We start from the raw sequence: 16,211 nt of genomic DNA on the forward strand, positions 1-16,211 counted from the left end.
GATAACCGGCGCTTTTCAGCCGGGCCCCCGTCCGGTAACCTCCGAGGTCAGCGCGACATGTTCGCGTCCATGCGGCATGAATGCCATGTCAGCGGGACCGGTAAGCGCCTTGTCGGCAATAGGCGGGGCAGCTAGCCGAAACACTGCGTGAACACATGTCGTATAAACTCCGCAAACGAGGCAGAGAGTTGGCGCGCGGCCATTGCCCCTCAGCCCCCCTCTGGCCCCAGAATGCGACAGCGCCGTCCGCACCTCCCCCTTCCACAGGTCTCCCAAGTGAGAGGCGACCCACCATGCCGCTGCACGTCCCTCCGGCCCCCGCGTCCGCCCTGCGCAGTGTCCTCGCGGCTCTCGGTTCCCCCACCGCCGTCAACGAGGCGCACACTCCCGCCCTGCGCGCGCTCCAAGGGCCGATGACCGCCGAACTCCCCCTGCCGGTCCACGTCCTCGACCGGCTCGGCATGTCGAACCTGGCGGCCGGCGGCAGGCCGCCGCGCACCCGCCTCACCGGATGGCGGTTCCTCATTCGCAGCGGCGACCGGTTCGTCGCCGCGGCCGACACCCGGCTGACCCCGGACGGGTGGACCTTCTCCCACTTCTTCGAGGGCCCGTACGTCGCGGCCACCGAACGCGCCCTGCGCCAGGCGGAGTCGCTCGGCAAGGCGTACCAGCCGCGGCTCCTGTCCGTACCGGAGCTCTACATGCTGACCCTGTGGCTGCACGGGGCGGTGGGCGCCGACGCCTCGGCCGGGCTGCCCGCGGGCGAGGACCTGCTGGTGCCCCTGGCTCCGGCCCCGCCCGGCATCGCCGCGTACCGGCCGCATCCGGTCTCGGAGCTGCTGCCCGTGATGACGCACCGGCTCACCCCCGCGACGCCGCCGGTCCCGCCTTCGCTGGCCGCCCCGGCCGCCTGACCCGATTGGCCCATTCGGGTTAGTCCGCCCGGGCCACCGCCGAACCATCCGAAATGACAGGGGAGTTGGCCTGAACCGCCCGCACGAGTGATGCGTCATCAATCTGTGAGGACAGCTGGCGGGAAATCCCTGCGAAGCAGCTGTCCTGGGGGAAGACTGAGGACACGCTCCCCGCGGGTGCGGGGATGATCCAGGGGGACGGCCATGAATCACGCATCGAGCCGTAGCACACAGACCACGTCGCAGCGAAAGAACGCATCCATGTGCCAGCACCAGCCAGCCTGCCCGTCAGCCGAATCCGCCGACCGGGAGGCGGCCCGCCCCGTGGCCAACCACCCGGAGCAGGGCTGGAGCCTGCTGTGCAACGGCGTCCTGCTCTTCGAGGACACCGGGGAGCTGCTCCCGGACGGCCAGATCATCGCCCCGCACCGCCCGCTCGCGGTGGCATAGGACGGATCGGGAAGGCGTCGGGAACGCCGAAGGGGCCGGCCCGGGAGAACCTCCCGGACCGGCCCCTTCGTCATCGGTCAGTTGTCGTACTCGTCCAGCGGCGGGCAGGAGCACACCAGGTTCCGGTCACCGAACGCACCGTCGATGCGGCGCACCGGCGGCCAGTACTTCTCGGCGGCCGTGACCCCGCCCGGGAACACGGCCTCGTCACGGGTGTACGGGTGGTTCCACTCGCCGCCCAGCGCCGCCGCGGTGTGCGGGGAGTTGGCCAGCGGGTTGTCCTCCAGAGGCCACTCGCCGGAAGCGACCTTCTCGATCTCGCCGCGGATGGCGATCATCGCGTCGCAGAACCGGTCGATCTCGGCGAGGTCCTCGGACTCGGTCGGCTCGATCATCAGCGTGCCGGCGACCGGGAAGGACATCGTCGGCGCGTGGAAGCCGTAGTCGATCAGACGCTTGGCGATGTCGTCGACGCTGACGCCCGTCTCCTTCGACAGCGGACGCAGGTCGATGATGCACTCGTGCGCGACCAGGTCGCCGGGGCCCGTGTAGAGCACCGGGTAGTGCGGCTCCAGGCGCTTGGCGATGTAGTTGGCGCCGAGCACCGCGACCTGGGTGGCGCGCTTGAGGCCCTCGCCGCCCATGAGGCGCACGTACGACCACGAGATCGGCAGGATGCCGGCGGAGCCCCACGGCGCGGCCGAGATCGGGCCGACGCCCGTCTCCGGACCGGCGGTCGGCTGCAGCGGGTGGTTCGGCAGGTACGGGGCGAGGTGCGCCCGGACACCGACCGGGCCGACGCCCGGGCCGCCGCCGCCGTGCGGGATGCAGAAGGTCTTGTGCAGGTTCAGGTGCGAGACGTCGCCGCCGAAGTGACCCGGCTTGGCCAGGCCCACCAGGGCGTTGAGGTTCGCGCCGTCCACGTAGACCTGGCCGCCCGCCTCGTGCACCTGGGCGCAGATGTCCGCGACGTGCTCCTCGAACACACCGTGCGTGGACGGGTAGGTGATCATCAGCACGGAGAGCTCGTCGCGGTACTGCTCGATCTTGGCGCGCAGGTCGTCCGCGTCCACCTCGCCGTCGTCGGCGGTCTTGACGACGACGACCTTCATGCCGGCCATCACGGCGCTGGCGGCGTTGGTGCCGTGCGCGGAGGACGGGATCAGGCAGACGGTGCGCTGCTCGTCGCCGTTCGCGCGGTGGTACGCGCGGACGGCCAGGAGACCGGCGAGCTCACCCTGCGAGCCGGCGTTCGGCTGGATGGAGACCTTGTCGTAGCCGGTGACCTCGCAGAGACGTTCCTCCAGCTCGTTGATGAGCGTGAGGTAGCCCTCGGCCTGCTCCACCGGGGCGAAGGGGTGCAGCTGGCCGAACTCGGGCCAGGTCACCGGTTCCATCTCGGTGGTCGCGTTGAGCTTCATGGTGCAGGAGCCCAGCGGGATCATGCCGCGGTCCAGCGCGTAGTCCTTGTCCGAGAGCTTGCGCAGGTAGCGCAGCATCGCGGTCTCGGAGCGGTGCTGGTGGAAGACGGGGTGCGTCAGGTAGGCGTCCGAGCGCAGCAGGCCCTCGGGGAGGGTGTCCTCGGTGGTCGCGTCGAGCGCCTCGATGTCGGCGCTGACGCCGAAGGCGGCCCAGACGGCCTCGATGTCGGCGCGCAGGGTGGTCTCGTCGCAGGAGACGGAGACGTGGTCGGCGTCGGCCTGGTGCAGGTTGACCCCGCCCTCGCGGGCGGCGGCGGCGACCTCGGCGGCCCGGCCCGGGACGCGGGCGGTGATCGTGTCGAAGTACGCGCCGTGCACGATCTCCACGCCGCCGCCCGTCAGACCCGCGGCGAGCAGGGCCGCGTAGCGGTGGGTGCGGCGGGCGATCGTCCGCAGGCCGTCGGGGCCGTGGTAGACGGCGTACATGGCGGCCATGACGGCGAGCAGCACCTGCGCGGTGCAGATGTTGCTGGTGGCCTTCTCGCGGCGGATGTGCTGCTCGCGGGTCTGCAGCGCCAGGCGGTACGCCTTGTTGCCGTCCGCGTCCACGGAGACGCCGACGAGGCGGCCCGGCAGGGAGCGGGCGTGCTTGGCCTGGACGGCCATGTAGCCGGCGTGCGGTCCGCCGAAGCCCATGGGGACGCCGAAGCGCTGCGTGGTGCCGACGGCGATGTCCGCGCCCAGCTCGCCCGGGGAGGTCAGCAGGGTCAGGGCGAGCAGGTCGGCGGAGACGGTGACGATCGCGCCGAGCTCGTGCGCCTGGTCGATGACCGGCTTGATCTCCCGTACGGCGCCGGAGGCACCCGGGTACTGGAGCAGCACGCCGAAGACGCCGCGCTCGGCGATCTCGGCGGGGATGCCGTTCGAGAGGTCCGCGACGACGACCTCGACGCCCGTCGGCTCGGCGCGGGTCTCGATCACCGCGATGGTCTGCGGCAGGGCGTCGGCGTCGATGAGGAAGACGCCGTCCTTGGCCTTGCCCACGCGGCGGGACAGCGACATGGCCTCGGCGGCCGCGGTGCCCTCGTCGAGCAGCGAGGCGCCGGAGGTCGGCAGGCCGGTGAGGTCCGCGACGAGGGTCTGGAAGTTCAGGAGCGCTTCGAGGCGGCCCTGGGAGATCTCCGGCTGGTACGGCGTGTATGCCGTGTACCAGGCCGGGTTCTCCATGACGTTGCGGAGGATCACCGGCGGGGTGAAGGTCCCGTAGTAGCCGAGACCGATCATGGAGGAGAGGACCTGGTTGCGGTCGGCGAGCGAACGCAGCTCGGCCAGCACCTCGGCCTCGGTCCGCGCCTCGGGCAGGTTCAGCGCCTCAGCGGTCTTGATCACATCCGGAACCGCGGCGGCGGTCAGTTCGTCCAGCGAGCCGTAGCCCACCTGAGCGAGCATCTTCGCCTGCGCCTCGGCGTCCGGGCCGATGTGGCGCTGCTCGAAGGGGATGCCTCGCTCCAGCTGGGAGAGCGGAATGCGGTTGGCGGTCATGTACGGAGGCCTCCTGGTCGTACGACCTGCGAGGGGCACCACGGCGCGGGCACCCGGACGGCCTCCCCCTCTGTCATCTCAACCTGAGAGTTTCACCGGTCGCTGGAGGGTCGCTCGAGCCACCGGCTTTCACCGTCGGTGAGGAGGGGAACCGGCACTGCGCGCCCGGTACCCGCCCCTGCTTTCCAGAGTGGCCTCGTCCGTGCGGTACGTATGCCTGAGAGATTCCGGGGAGGATTTGCTCCTTCGGCGCCTCCGTCGTTCTCACTCGGAGGACTCTCCCGCACAGGGTCGACAGCCGATACCCAGCCTACCAGCGCGGATCCGGACCCTCCCCGAGTGGCCTCTTCTTGGGATATGCACTTCTGTAGTCATTACGGAGGAGTTGCGACCATTTGGAGGGACCGTGCAGACCGACATCGATCCGCGCAGCCTGATCGGCCGCAAGGCGTTCGACCGCAATGGCACGAAGATCGGCACCGTGGACGAGGTCTACCTCGACGATGCCACGGGCGTCCCGGAATGGGCCGCCGTCCGTACGGGCCTGTTCAGCCGGGACGCGTTCGTTCCGCTGGAACCGAGCGAGCTGGTGGACGACGCCCTGCGGGTGCCGTTCGACCGCTCCCTGATCAAGGACGCCCCCGACTTCGGCGTGGGCCGCCATCTCTCCCCCGAACAGGAACTCCAGCTCTACCACCACTACGGCCTGGACGTGACGCTTCCGACGGACTTCCACCACGACTTCGGCCACCTGGCGAACGACGACGACTGACCCCACCCCGCGCCGCCGCCCCGCGCTGTGGGCGGCGGCCGTGTGCGCCACGCCGCGCGGTCCGGGCCCCCGCCGCAAAGCCCGGCGGGGCCGGGGCACACGCGCCTCAAGCGCCCGCGTCCCACGCAGCCCAGCGCCGCCCAGACGGCCCGGGCCGACCGCACGCAGCAAGGAGGGCAGGCCCGCCTGCCCCCGCCGCAGCCGAGCCCCCACAGGGCACCGGCCCCCGGACCCTCACCCGCCCCGCGTCCGACGCTGCCCGAGCCAGGCCGTGCCCGGGTCGCGTGCGCCCGGACCCTCAGCCGCCCGCGTCCGGCGCTGCCGAGCCAGGCCGTGCCCGGGACGCGCCAACCGGGCTCCACGGGACGGGGCCGCCGGGCCGACCGGACCCGGCACCAGGCCCCCCGAACCCGCCCCCTCGCCCCGCAAGGCACCGCCTGCGACCGTCAGCGGCCCGTGTCCGGCCGTCGGTCGCGCCGCACCAGGCGCGGCACCCGAGCGCGTTCCGGGCCAGCCGCTGCCGAGCCCCGCAGGACACTGGCAGACGGGCCGTTCCGCCTGTGTCGGGCGCGGCCCGCGCCCAGCCGTGCGCGCCGCGCCGTACCGGCTCCAGGGACGCGGCCGGGCGTGGCACCGACCGCAGTCCCCCCGGGTCTGCGGTCCCCAACCCCGGCCGAGCCCCGCCAGGCGGCGCGGACCGGTCCGGCCGTGCAGCCGGCCGGACCCGGTGCCGGGCCGCCCCGGGGCCACCCGCTGCCCCGCTGCGCAGAGCCCCGCAGGGCACTGGTACGCGGGCCGTCAGGCGTCCTCGGCGCCCGTGTCCGGTGATCCCACCAGGGGCAGGGGGTCGGACGGCTCCAGTTCGGGGTCGTCCATCCGGAAGGTCCGCACGCGGCCCGGCGGGGATCCGGGCCGCTCGAACCGCACCGTCACCCGCCCGACCCCGCTGCCCTGGACCCACCCCGGCCCGTACACCGAATGGAGTACGTCGAGCCCGGCCGTCCAACGCCGTTCCACGGCCGGCTCGGGCTCCGCCACCCGCGCCGCGGACCACGGGTCCGGGGACGCCTCGGCCTCCTCGACCGGCTCCGCCGCCCCCACGGCCCCCGCGGCCTCCGCCTCGCCCTCCGCCAGCACCGCGGCCTGCGCGAAGAGGTCCTCCTGCGTGTAGTCCGCCAGGCCCGTCACGCCCACCCCCAGCAGCCGCACCCCGCCCGTGGTGTCCACGCCCTCCAGGAGCCGCGCCGCGGCCTCCCGTACCACTCCGGGGTCGTCCGTCGGGCCCCGCAGCGTCTCGGAGCGGGTCAGCGTCGAGAAGTCGTACCGCCGCACCTTGAGCACGATCGTGCGCCCCGAGTGCCCCGATTCGCGCAGCCTGCGCACGCACCGGTCCGCCAGCCGCTGCACCTCGCCCCGGATCCGGACCCGGTCGTGCAGGTCCACGTCGAAGGTGTCCTCGACCGAGACGGACTTCGCGTCCCGCTCGGCGACCACCGGCCGGTCGTCCAGCCCCAGCGCCATCCGGTACAGCCCGACGCCGTGCGCGCGCCCGACCATCCGCACCAGCTCGTCCTCACCGGCCTCCGCGAGCTCCCCCACGGTGGTGATCCCGGCCCGCCGCAGATGCTCCCCGGTGGCCGGCCCCACGCCCGGCAGGGTCCGCACCGACATCGGCGCGAGGAGCTCGCGCTCCGTACCCGGCTCGATCAGCAGCAGCCCGTTCGGCTTGGCCTCCTCGGAGGCCACCTTGGCCAGCATCTTCGACCCGGCCAGCCCCACCGACCCGCTCAGCCCCGTCAGGGCCCGGATGTCCGCCCGCAGCCGCTCCCCGGTCGCCAGCGCGCTCGCCGAGTCGAAGGCGACCCCGCCCGCCTCCAGGTCCACGAAGGCCTCGTCGAGGCTCAGCGGCTCCACCAGCGGCGACAGTGCCCGCAGCAGCGCCATCACCTGGTCGCTGACCTCGCGGTAGAGGCTGAAGCGCGGGATGAGGTAGGCGCCGTTCGGGCAGAGCCGCCTCGCCTGCGCCGTCGGCATCGCGGAGTGCACCCCGAACCGCCTGGCCTCGTACGAGGCGGTCGCCACGACCCCGCGCGGACCGAGGCCGCCGACGATGACGGCCTTGCCGCGCAGGCTCGGCTTCGACGCCTGCTCCACGGAGGCGTAGAAGGCGTCCATGTCCAGATGAAGGATGGTCGGCGCGGCTCTCACAGCCCCGATGCTGCCCTACGCCTCTGACATTCCCATGCCACATTTGCGGGGCGGGCCGCCCCCACGCTCAGACGGCGCGGTTGCGGCGCGCCGCGAGCTCGTCCGCCGGGTTGTGCCCGACCAGGGTCTCGCCGGTGTCCACGCGCTCCCCGTGCAGCTGGGACAGCGCGCTCTCGACGTCGCGCCACACCACGCCCACGGCGATGCCGAAGACGCCCTGCCCGCCCTGGAGCAGGCTCACGACCTGGTCCGGGGAGGTGCACTCGTACACGGTGGCGCCGTCGCTCATCAGCGTCATCCGCTCGAGGTCGTGGAACCCGCGGTCCCGCAGGTGCTGCACGGCCGTGCGGATGTTCTGCAGCGCCACGCCGGTGTCCAGGAAGCGTTTGACGATCTTGAGGACCACCACGTCCCGGAAGCTGTAGAGGCGCTGCGTGCCCGACCCGTACGCGGGCCGCACGCTCGGCTCCACCAGCCCGGTCCGCGCCCAGTAGTCGAGCTGCCGGTAGGTGATGCCGGCCGCCGCGCACGCCGTCGGCCCCCGGTATCCGATCTGCGCGGGCGCCTGGTCGCCGCCCACCGGCCCGACCGGCGTCGACTCCGGCTGACGACGCGCGGTACCGACCGCACTGCCGTGCAGCGGGTACGGTCCCCCGTCACTCCGCGCGGGGGTGCCCCCGGTCGTACCGTCGCCCGTGATCCTCACGCCGACCCTCCGTCCTTGACCTGCCCACCTCGAAGGTAGGCAGTCACCAGGGGTGCGTCAACGATCGCCACACTCGGCACGCCGAGTGATAATCACCCTGAGAGTGGTTTCCCGTATCCCCTTGCGGGGAAAGGCTACTCGAATGGGCTGAAAGTCCCCGGCGGCCCGCCCCTCGGGCGGCCCCGCCGGCGCTCACTGCGGGCCGGTGCCGAAGTCCTCGGGCGAGATCTGGTCGAGGAACTCGCGGAACTTCTCCACCTCGTCCTCCTGCTCGTCCGGAATGGCGATTCCGGCGTCGTCGAGGACGCCGTCACTGCCGTAGATCGGCGTTCCCGTCCGCAGGGCCAGAGCTATGGCGTCGGAGGGCCGCGCGCTCACCTCGACCCCACTGGCGAAGACGAGCTCCGCGTAGAACACGCCCTCCCGCAGATCCGTGATCCGGACCTCGGAGAGCTCCTCGCCGATCGCTTCCAGCACGTCCTTGAACAGGTCGTGCGTCAGCGGCCGGGCAGGGGCCATGCCCTGCTGCGCGAAGGCGATCGCGGTCGCCTCCCCCGGTCCGATCCAGATGGGGAGGTACCGGTCGCCTCCCACTTCACGCAGGAGCACGATCGGTTGGTTGGAGGGCATTTCCACTCGGACACCCACAACGTCGAGCTCGTTCACACAGCAACCCTAGGACCTGCTCGGCAGGTTTGGGTAGTCGGGGCCCCACTCCGGGCGTCCGGCTCACCTCAGCCGGACCCCCAGAGCCGTCTGCACGAGGGCCTCGTGGAGCCGCACGGACAGCCCCGCGAGTTCTTTCATCGTCGCCTCCGCGTGCGCCCTGGTCTGCGGGTTGCGGTGGCGGCGCAGCGGTGCCACGACCTGCTCGACCAGACCCGCCTCACGGTCCGCGGCCGCCTTCATGGCGCGCAGGTGCCGCGGCTCCAGTCCGAAGCGCCCCAGATCGGCCACGAGCCGGGCCACCGTGACGGCCTCGGCGTCGAATCCGCCGCCCGGAGCTTCCGCCAGCAGCCCGTACGACTCCCATTCGACCAGCTGCACCTCGTCCACCTCGGCGGCCGCCAGCAGCTCCGCACGGCCGACGCGGGCCGCCGTGGGCCGTTCCCGGCCCACCTCGCCGTAGACGGCCATGGGACTGCCGGGCTCGGCCGTACCGTCGGAGTCGGTGGGCGCCGGGATGCGGATCTGCTCGCCGCGGGCGAGCGCGTCGAGCTGCTCCCGGATGACCTTCAGCGGGAGGTAGTGATCGCGCTGCAGCCGCAGGATGCGTGCGAGGCGCTCCACGTCGTCGGTGCTGAACTTGCGGTACCCCGAAGGCGTGCGCCGTGGCTCGACGAGCCCCTCCGCCTCCAGGAAGCGGATCTTCGAGATCGTGACTTCGGGGAACTCGTCACGCAGCGTGGTGAGCACGGTGCCGATGCTCACCAGCCGCCCGGCGGCTCCGGCGGTGCCGTTGTCGGGGGCACCGCCGGTCGGGGTACGCAGCATGAGACCTTCCCAGATGGGGTCAGACGCCCCGCAGGCTCGCGTAGAAGACCAGCCGGTACTTGCCGATCTGCACCTCGTCGCCGTTGTGCAGGGCGACGGAGTCGATCGGTTCGCGGTTGACGTACGTGCCGTTGAGGCTGCCGACGTCGGAGACGGTGAAACCGCCGTCCTGGCCCCTGCGGAAGTCGACATGGCGCCGGGAGACGGTGACGTCGTCCAGGAAGATGTCGCTCTGCGGGTGCCGGCCCGCCGTGGTCAGCTCGCCGTCCAGCAGGAAGCGGCTACCGGAGTTGGGGCCGCGCCGCACGATGAGCAGGGCGGAACCGGGCGGCAGCGCCTCCACCGCGGCCTGGGCCTCGGGGGACAGCGAGGACGACACGTGCGTCTGTCCCGACACCTCGGCCTCGTAGGCCTCCAGGCCCGAGATCGAGATGGTGGACGTGGTCTCCGAGGCCCGCTCCGGCGTCAGACCCGCCCGCAGCGGCGCCCCGCAGTTGGAGCAGAACCGGCTGGCCGCATCGCTGCGGTGACCGCACCTGCTGCAAATCTGCTCGGCCGACATGGACGGCTCCTCGCGCCGCGGCTGCCCCGCGGAGGCGTTGGTGGCGTACGGGTCGGGGGCGAACCCTCCACCCGCAGTTGAGGTTGATGGTTCACCGAAACCTATGCGTCCGGTACCAGCGGGGTCAACAGTCGACGCGCCGGAAGCGCCCGAATTGTCACCCGCGCCGGGGACCTCGTCACGGAAGAGCGGCCGGTCGCCCTGCCCTTCCCCGTCGCCCTGCCCGGCACGGTGACGTGCCGAGCCGCTCTCCTCGCGGTTCTTCTTGCCGAACAACTTCTCAAACAACTTCACGGGCGATTCCCCTTGACCGAAACAGACCCGCCCGTGGGGCAGGACGAACTCCGAATGCAGACACCTGCCGACCCGGACATTCTCACAACGTCCGTAACCACCAGACAGTTTCCACCACACACCGCGACTTCGGTGCGCCGACCCCCCGCAGGCATCAGCCCGTGTGAGCCGGTCCACTCTCCGCTCCGCATCATCACGATGACGACCGAGCGTAGTCAGGCTGCTTCGCAGCCCGCAAGGCATCCACGACGATCTTCGCCGACCGTGTGACGGCGACGGAGGCCTGCTCCTTCTCCAGCGTCTGGACGACACCGCCGGGGATGTTGAGCGCGGGCTCCAGATCCTGGGCCTTGCCGATCACCCTGAACTCGTAAGGCTGTGTGATCTTCTTACCGTCGATCGCGACCCCACCGTTCTCATCGGAGAAGTACGAGCCTGCCACGACGCGCACGCCGTTGATCTGGATCGCCTCGGCCCCGGCCGCCCGCAGCTCCTGAAGCGCGTCCAGCAGCTGGTCGGACCGCACCTTGCCCGTGGGATCGGTGATCTTCAGCGTGATGCCCGGCCCCTGAGCTGCCACCGTACCGGCCAGGATGCCGAGTTGCCGCTCCTTCTCCACGGTCTGCTTGCGCGCCTCCTCGGCCTGGTTGGAGCTGCTCTCCAACTCCTTGCGCTGCTCCTCCAGGCGCTGCTTCTCGTCCTCCAGGCGCTTGGTCCGCCCGTCGAGCTCGTCGAGGATCCGTACGAGGTCCTCCTGGCGGGCCCCGCGCAGCGCGCTGGACTCGCTGTTCGACCGCACCTGGATGGCCAGGCCCAGGCCCAGGACGAACAGCAGCAGGGCGACGATCAGTTGGGCACGGCTCACCCGCGGCGGCCACAGCCCGGCCGCGAGCCGCTGCCGGCCCGTCTGTGCCGCCGGCTCCGGTGCGTCCTTCGCCGGCTCCGGTGCTTCCTTCGCCGGCTCCGGTCCGGTCCGGGCGGGCTCGGGTCCGTTCTGCGGTGGCTGCGGTGCCTTCTGCGGCGGCTGTTCCGCGCCGCCCGGCTGCTCGGGGGTGTCGTCCGTACTCATCGGCCTCACGCCCGGAACACGTGCCGGCGGATGGCCGCGGCGTTGGAGAAGATGCGGATGCCGAGGACGACCACCACACCCGTGGAAAGCTGCGACCCCACTCCGAGCTTGTCGCCGAGGAAGACGATCAGGGCGGCAACGACCACGTTCGACAGGAACGACACCACGAAGACCTTGTCCACGAAGATGCCGTCCAGCATCGCGCGCAGGCCCCCGAACACGGCGTCCAGCGCCGCCACCACGGCGATCGGCAGATAAGGCTCCACCACGGCCGGCACTTCGGGCCGGACCAGAAGTCCGGCCACCACTCCGACCAAGAGGCCCAGTACCGCGATCACGATGCACCCTTCTGCTGCTCTGCTGCTGTAGCTGTACGTACGGTCACGCTCGGCGCGGCCGGCAGCCGCACCTCGTCCGCCGCGGACAGGGTGTAGCGGATCCCGTAGCTCTCCTGCAGCACGTGCAGGTACTGGCCGTCCGCCGAATCCTGGAAGGCCGTGCCGAGCCGCTTCTTGTCCCCCACCGCCAGCACCTCGTACGGCGGCACCAGCGGCCTGTTGTCGACCAGTATCGCGTCACCCGCGGCCCTGATCGCCGACAGTGCCGTCAGCCGCTGCCCGTTGATGGACACGGCCTCCGCCCCGGACTGCCACAGCCCGTTGACGATCTTCTGCATGTCGCGGTCGCGTACCCGGCCGGTGTCCGAGAAGCCTGCGCTCTCGCGGGGTCCGCCGCCGCCCCCGTCGGAGGCGCCCTTCGCGTCGTCGACGACCAGCTTGATCCCGGGGCCCCGGACCTCCGTGGCACCGGACAGCAGCGCCACGAGATCGCCCTGTCCCCCACCGGGCTGCTTGAGCGCCGCACGCTGGCGGTCGGCGACGTCGGTCCGGAGCCGCTCGATGTCCCGCTCCAGGCCGTCCGCGCGGTTGTCCGCGCGCTCCACCCGGTCGATGAGCTCCTGACGCTCCTTGGCCAGCACCGGCGCGGCCACCTGTGCCTCGGCGGCCCCGAGCGTGACGACCATCGCCGCGAGCACCAGCCCCGCGGCGAGGCCCAGCTTGGCCTTGAGGGTGCGGGGCAGGCCCGACGTACCGTCCGCCCCGCGACGGGCGGACGCCTCGGCGTAGCCCTCGTCGAGGCTGTGGTCCATCACATGCGTCAGCAGCGACATGGAAGCGTCCGGGCGCGGGGGCACCGGGAACGCCGAACTCCGATTATGGGGCGGCTGCGACATGCCGCACATCGTCGCACGTCGGCGCCGTACACACCCAATGCGCCCGTCGCAGGCCCGGGCCGGGGGATCTCCCGGCCCGGGCCTGCGGACTCAGCTCCTGCGCGGATCAGCGCCGGGCGCTCAGTGCCCGGCCCCGTCCACCACTGCCGCCCACTCGTCGAGCAGCGCCTGCGCCGAGGCGTCGTCGGGCCCCTCGGCCCACAGGTGCGTGACCGCCTCCGCCGGGTCCGGCAGGACCAGCACCCACCGGCCGTCGGCCTCGACCACACGCACCCCGTCGGTGGTGTCCACCTGCCGGTCCCCGGCCGCCTCGACGACCCGCCGCATGACGAGCCCCTTCACCGCCCACGGAGTGGGCACGTCCCGCTTGAGGACGTGGGCACGCGGGATCCGGGCGTCGATCTGGCTCAGCGTGAGCTGCGTCCGCGCCACCAGGCCCAGCAGCTGGACGAAGGCGGCCGACCCGTCGAAGACACTGCTGAATTCGGGAACGATGAACCCGCCGCGGCCGTCTCCGCCGAAGATGGTGTTCTCGGCCCGCCCCACCCGGGTCAGGTCGTCGGGCGAGGTCGTCGTCCACTCCACCTGAGTGCCGTGGTACGCCGCCACCTGCTCGGCGACGCGCGTCGTGGTCACCGGCAGCGCGACCTTGCCGCTCCGCTTCTCGGCGGCGACCAGGTCGAGCAGGACCAGCAGCGCCCGGTCGTCCTCGATGATCCGCCCACGCTCGTCCACCAGCGAGATCCGCTCGCCGACCGGGTCGAACCGCACCCCGAAGGCCGCCCGTGCCGAGGCCACGATCTCCCCCAGCCGCACGAGCCCGGCCCGCCGGGACTCGGCGGTCTCGGTCGGCCGGGACTCGTCGAGCCCCGGATTGATCGTGAGGGCGTCCACCCCGAGCCGTCCCAGCAGGCTGGGCAGGACGAGGCCGGCGCTGCCGTTCGATGCGTCCACGACCACCTTGAGCCCGGCGTCGCCGATCCCGGTGGTGTCCACCTGCCTCAGCAGCGAACCCGTGTACGAGTCGAAGACGCTCGACGGGAAGTGCAGGTCGCCGATCTCCCCCGGGAACGCACGCCGGTACTCCTGGCGCGCGTAGACCCGGTCGAGCTTGCGCTGCTGCGCCTGCGAGAGGTCCGCCCCGCGCTCGTCCAGGAACATGATGTCCACGGAATCCGGCACACCGGGTGAGGTCCTCAGCATAATCCCGCCGGCGCTGCCCCGGGCGGTCTGCTGCCGGGCGACCGGCAGGGGGACGTTCTCCAGGTCGCGGACCTCGATGGCGCTGGCCTGGAGTGCCGAGATCACCGCACGCTTGAGCGCTCTGGCGCCTCGGGAGTGGTCTCGGGCCGTGGTGACGATCGCCCCCTTCTTGAGGGTGGTCGCGTAGGCGCCGGCGAGCCGGACCACCACCTCGGGGGTGATCTCCACGTTCAGGATCCCGGAGACGCCCCGGGCACCGAACAGGTGCGCCTGGCCGCGGGACTCCCAGATCACCGAGGTGTTGACGAAGGCACCGGCCTCGATCGTCTTGAAGGGGTAGACGCGCACGTTCCCCTGGACGATCGATTCCTCGCCGACGAGGCACTCGTCGCCGATGACCGCCCCGTCCTCGATCCTCGCGGAACGCATGATGTCGGTGTTCTTGCCGATCACGCAGCCGCGGAGGTTGCTGTGGGGCCCGATGTACACGTTGTCGTGGACGACGGCCTTGTGCAGGAAGGCCCCGCTCTTCACGACGACGTTCGACCCGACGACCGTGTGCTCGCGGATCTCCACACCGGCTTCGACCTTCGCGTAGTCCCCGATGTACAGCGGCCCTCGCAGCACCGCGTCCGGGCTCACCTCGGCCCCTTCGGCGATCCACACGCCGGGCGAGATCTCGAAGCCGTCCATCTCGACCTGGACCTTGCCCTCGAGCACGTCGGCCTGCGCCTTGACGTAGCTCTCGTGCGTGCCCACGTCCTCCCAGTAGCCCTCGGCCACGTAGCCGAAGATCGGCCGGCCTTCCTTCATCAGCTGCGGGAAGACGTCCCCGGACCAGTCGACGGAGACGTCCGGGTCGACGTAGTTGAAGACCTCCGGCTCCATCACGTAGATACCGGTGTTCACGGTGTCGGAGAACACCTGGCCCCAGGTCGGCTTCTCCAGGAACCGCTCGACCTTGCCCTCTTCGTCCACGATCGTGATGCCGAATTCCAGCGGATTCGGAACCCGGGTCAGGCACACCGTGACCAGTGCGCCCTTCTCCTTGTGGAAGCGGATCAGGTCGGTGAGGTCGAAGTCGGTGAGCGCATCGCCGGAAATGACGAGGAACGCGTCGTCCTTCAAGGCCTCCTCGGCATTCTTGACGCTGCCGGCGGTGCCGAGTGGCTTCTCCTCGTGGGCATAGGTGAGCTCCATGCCGAGCTCTTCGCCGTCCCCGAAGTAATTCTTGACGAGCGACGCCAGGAACTGCACGGTGACCACGGTTTCACTGAGCCCATGCCGCTTGAGGAGCCTGAGCACATGCTCCATGATCGGCCGGTTCGCCACCGGCAGGAGCGGCTTGGGCATGCTCGAGGTCATGGGGCGAAGACGAGTGCCTTCACCACCGGCCATCACGACGGCCTTCATGTCGGAAGAGTCCTCCTTGGGAGACGACGGTCGTGCCGACCTCACCCGTCTCGGACGGTGACTCCCCGACTCCACCGTGGCTTCCGGTCGGGCGGGCTCAATCGGCGGTGGCGTCCGCCTTCACGAGACGGCGGACTTGAACCACGTACAGGATTCCTGCCCACCAATAGATGGTTGTACCCCATCCCGCGAACGCCCATCCGAAAACTGACCCCATCCAGGCCAACCATCCCGTCCCGTCACTGAGCAGCAACAAGGGGAACGCGTACATCAGGTTGAAGGTGGCGGCCTTCCCGAGGAAGTTGACCTGCGGCGGCGGATAGCCGTGCCGGCGCAGGATCCACACGTTGACCAGCAGCATGAGATCGCGCGCCAGCAGCGCCACGGTCAGCCACAGGGGAAGAATCTCGCGATAGGTCAGACCGAAGAGCGTCGAGAGGATGTACAGCCGGTCGGCGGCCGGATCCAGCAGCCTGCCGAGGTTGCTGATCTGATTCCAGCGCCGCGCGAGCTTCCCGTCGAGGTAGTCGCTGATCCCGCTGAGCATGAGTACGGCCAGGGCCCACCCGTCGTACTCCGCGAGGATCAGCCACAGGAACACGGGCACGCCGGCCAGGCGAGCCATGCTCAGGATGTTCGGAATGGTGAAAATTCGGTCAGTCTGAACCCGAGTCTCCTGGACCTCCACCCGGGGGCCTCCACTGTGACGGTAGAAAGGTTGAACGATGCTCCCTGACCCTACAGGAGTCCACACACGCATCCGGAACGCAGAAAAGCCCCGCACCGAACCCTGAAGGGCTGGTGCGGGGCTTTCCCACAATGATTGTTCGGCGGCGTCCTACTCTCCCACAGGGTCCCCCCTGCAGTACCATCGGCGCTGAAAGGCTTAGCTTCCGGGTTCGGAATGTAACCGGGCGTTTCCCTAACGC

The 16,211-nt window shown here is 70.9% G+C and carries 14 protein-coding genes, 1 rRNA gene and 1 riboswitch; of the genes, 3 read left to right on the top strand and 12 right to left on the bottom strand.

Annotated features, from left to right (window positions below):
- Window positions 1–293: 293 nt before the first annotated feature.
- Window positions 294–914, top strand: a complete 621-nt coding sequence (locus ACZ6Y1_RS22710) for a hypothetical protein (protein ID WP_385128360.1) — start codon at window positions 294–296, stop codon at window positions 912–914.
- A 261-nt stretch (window positions 915–1,175) separates the two neighbouring features.
- Window positions 1,176–1,364 carry a DUF5999 family protein gene (locus tag ACZ6Y1_RS22715; protein ID WP_329388107.1) on the top strand — a complete coding sequence of 63 codons (189 nt, stop codon included), beginning with the start codon at window positions 1,176–1,178 and terminating at the stop codon, window positions 1,362–1,364.
- A 77-nt stretch (window positions 1,365–1,441) separates the two neighbouring features.
- Here ACZ6Y1_RS22715 and gcvP read toward each other — a convergent pair whose 3' ends face one another.
- Window positions 1,442–4,327 (bottom strand): aminomethyl-transferring glycine dehydrogenase, encoded by a 2,886-nt coding sequence (gene gcvP, locus ACZ6Y1_RS22720; RefSeq protein WP_469632584.1) that lies wholly within the window; start codon window positions 4,325–4,327, stop codon window positions 1,442–1,444.
- A gap of 195 nt (window positions 4,328–4,522) precedes the next feature.
- A riboswitch (glycine riboswitch) is annotated at window positions 4,523–4,621 on the bottom strand.
- 112 nt (window positions 4,622–4,733) lie between these two features.
- Here gcvP and ACZ6Y1_RS22725 point away from each other — a divergent pair.
- Window positions 4,734–5,099 (top strand): PRC-barrel domain-containing protein, encoded by a 366-nt coding sequence (locus ACZ6Y1_RS22725; RefSeq protein WP_469632588.1) that lies wholly within the window; start codon window positions 4,734–4,736, stop codon window positions 5,097–5,099.
- Window positions 5,100–5,897: 798 nt separating this feature from the next.
- On the opposite strand, the gene ACZ6Y1_RS22730 is transcribed toward ACZ6Y1_RS22725, so the two are convergent.
- The 11 genes from ACZ6Y1_RS22730 to rrf all read right to left on the bottom strand — a co-directional run.
- Complete coding sequence (locus ACZ6Y1_RS22730) at window positions 5,898–7,307, bottom strand: DNA polymerase IV (RefSeq protein ID WP_469632591.1); 1,410 nt, start codon at window positions 7,305–7,307, stop codon at window positions 5,898–5,900.
- A 67-nt stretch (window positions 7,308–7,374) separates the two neighbouring features.
- Window positions 7,375–8,013 carry a MerR family transcriptional regulator gene (locus ACZ6Y1_RS22735; RefSeq protein ID WP_469632594.1) on the bottom strand — a complete coding sequence of 213 codons (639 nt, stop codon included), beginning with the start codon at window positions 8,011–8,013 and terminating at the stop codon, window positions 7,375–7,377.
- A gap of 192 nt (window positions 8,014–8,205) precedes the next feature.
- The gene (locus ACZ6Y1_RS22740; RefSeq protein ID WP_384592450.1) at window positions 8,206–8,679 is read right to left on the bottom strand and encodes a bifunctional nuclease family protein; all 474 of its coding nucleotides are present in this window, start codon (window positions 8,677–8,679) and stop codon (window positions 8,206–8,208) included.
- A 63-nt stretch (window positions 8,680–8,742) separates the two neighbouring features.
- Window positions 8,743–9,507, bottom strand: coding sequence for a transcriptional regulator FtsR (gene ftsR, locus ACZ6Y1_RS22745; protein ID WP_469632598.1), 765 nt, complete (start codon window positions 9,505–9,507; stop codon window positions 8,743–8,745).
- Window positions 9,508–9,526: 19 nt separating this feature from the next.
- Window positions 9,527–10,483 (bottom strand): FHA domain-containing protein, encoded by a 957-nt coding sequence (locus tag ACZ6Y1_RS22750; protein ID WP_469632601.1) that lies wholly within the window; start codon window positions 10,481–10,483, stop codon window positions 9,527–9,529.
- A gap of 73 nt (window positions 10,484–10,556) precedes the next feature.
- The gene (locus tag ACZ6Y1_RS22755) at window positions 10,557–11,432 is read right to left on the bottom strand and encodes a DUF881 domain-containing protein (RefSeq protein WP_469632603.1); all 876 of its coding nucleotides are present in this window, start codon (window positions 11,430–11,432) and stop codon (window positions 10,557–10,559) included.
- A 5-nt stretch (window positions 11,433–11,437) separates the two neighbouring features.
- Window positions 11,438–11,770, bottom strand: coding sequence for a small basic family protein (locus ACZ6Y1_RS22760; RefSeq protein ID WP_373040019.1), 333 nt, complete (start codon window positions 11,768–11,770; stop codon window positions 11,438–11,440).
- Window positions 11,767–12,675, bottom strand: a complete 909-nt coding sequence (locus tag ACZ6Y1_RS22765) for a DUF881 domain-containing protein (RefSeq protein WP_469632608.1) — start codon at window positions 12,673–12,675, stop codon at window positions 11,767–11,769. Before ACZ6Y1_RS22765 ends, ACZ6Y1_RS22760 begins: the two co-directional genes overlap by 4 nt.
- Window positions 12,676–12,786: 111 nt before the next feature.
- Window positions 12,787–15,282: a sugar phosphate nucleotidyltransferase gene (locus tag ACZ6Y1_RS22770; protein WP_469632610.1), complete on the bottom strand. Its 2,496-nt coding sequence runs from the start codon at window positions 15,280–15,282 to the stop codon at window positions 12,787–12,789.
- 97 nt (window positions 15,283–15,379) lie between these two features.
- The gene (locus ACZ6Y1_RS22775; protein WP_469632613.1) at window positions 15,380–15,970 is read right to left on the bottom strand and encodes a CDP-alcohol phosphatidyltransferase family protein; all 591 of its coding nucleotides are present in this window, start codon (window positions 15,968–15,970) and stop codon (window positions 15,380–15,382) included.
- 137 nt (window positions 15,971–16,107) lie between these two features.
- A 5S ribosomal RNA gene (gene rrf, locus ACZ6Y1_RS22780) occupies window positions 16,108–16,211 on the bottom strand; the annotation flags it as partial.

This window comes from Streptomyces sp. NPDC053432 (assembly GCF_055585365.1).